The sequence below is a fragment of the Roseisolibacter sp. H3M3-2 genome (assembly GCF_029211165.1).
Taxonomy (GTDB): Bacteria; Gemmatimonadota; Gemmatimonadetes; order Gemmatimonadales; family Gemmatimonadaceae; genus Roseisolibacter.
The window spans coordinates 1-965 of record NZ_JARGEK010000703.1; the positions used below are offsets into that span (position 1 = coordinate 1).

Consider the following 965-nt stretch of genomic DNA (forward strand, 5'->3'; position numbering starts at 1 on the left):
CTGCTCTTCCGCGCCGGCGTCGGCGCGCGCGCGCTCTGCGTGCCGCTGCTGCTGGCCGCCGTCGCCTGGCCGCTCGCGCTCGCCGCCGCCCCGGCGCTCGCGCTGTTCGGCGCGGCCATCGTGTCGGGGGGCGCGTGGGACCCCGTGCGCGGCGAGTTCGGGCTGGCGGCGGCGCTCGCGGGAACGCTGCTCACCGCGGGGCTCGCGCTGCTCCTCGCGACGCCGCTGGCGCTCGCGACGGCCGTCTACACGGCGGAGCTGGCGCCACGCCGGGTCGCCGCCGCGCTGGCGGCGCTCGCCGACCTGCTGGCCGCGGTCCCTGGCGTCGTCTACGGGTTGTGGGGGCTGCACGTGCTGGTGCCGGCGCTGCGCACGTGGGTGATGCCGCTGCTCCGCGACACGCTGGGGCTCGGCGGGACGCCCTTCTTCCGCGGCGCGGCGTACGGGCCGTCGCTGCTGGCCGCGGCGCTGGTGCTGGCGCTGATGATCACGCCCTTCATCGCGGTGGTCGCGCGCGAGGTGCTGCGCGCGGTGCCCGACGCGCAGCGCGAGGCGGCGCTGGCGCTGGGCGCCACGCGGTGGGAGGCGGCGGTGCACGTGGTGCTCCCGTCGGCGGCCGGGGGGATCGTCGGCGGCGTGATGCTGGGGCTGGGGCGCGCGCTCGGCGAGACCATCGCCGTCGCCCTGGTGGTCGGCGGCCGCCACGAGCTGACCGCGTCGCTGCTGTCGCCCGGCTACACGCTGGCGGCGCTGGTCGCCAACGAGTTCGCCGAGGCGAGCGACGACCTGCACCTCTCGGCGCTGATGGCGGCCGGGCTGCTGCTGTTCGTGGTCACGCTGGCGGTGAACGCGGTCGCCCGCTGGCTGGTGCGGCGCGTGGCCGAGCGGGAGGCGGCGTGACGGCGCCCGCGCCGCTCCCCGACGCCGCCGAGGAGGCGACGCGCACGCAGCGCCGCGCCGCCGCC

Annotated in this window: 1 protein-coding gene; it reads left to right on the plus strand. The window is 79.2% G+C overall.

Annotation, left to right across the window (positions count from 1 at the left end; all coding sequences use genetic code 11):
- On the plus strand, positions 1–900 hold a 900-nt coding region (gene pstC / locus PYV61_RS25845), incomplete at its 5' end, for a phosphate ABC transporter permease subunit PstC (RefSeq protein ID WP_275836763.1).
- Between the last annotated feature and the right edge of the window lie 65 nt (positions 901–965).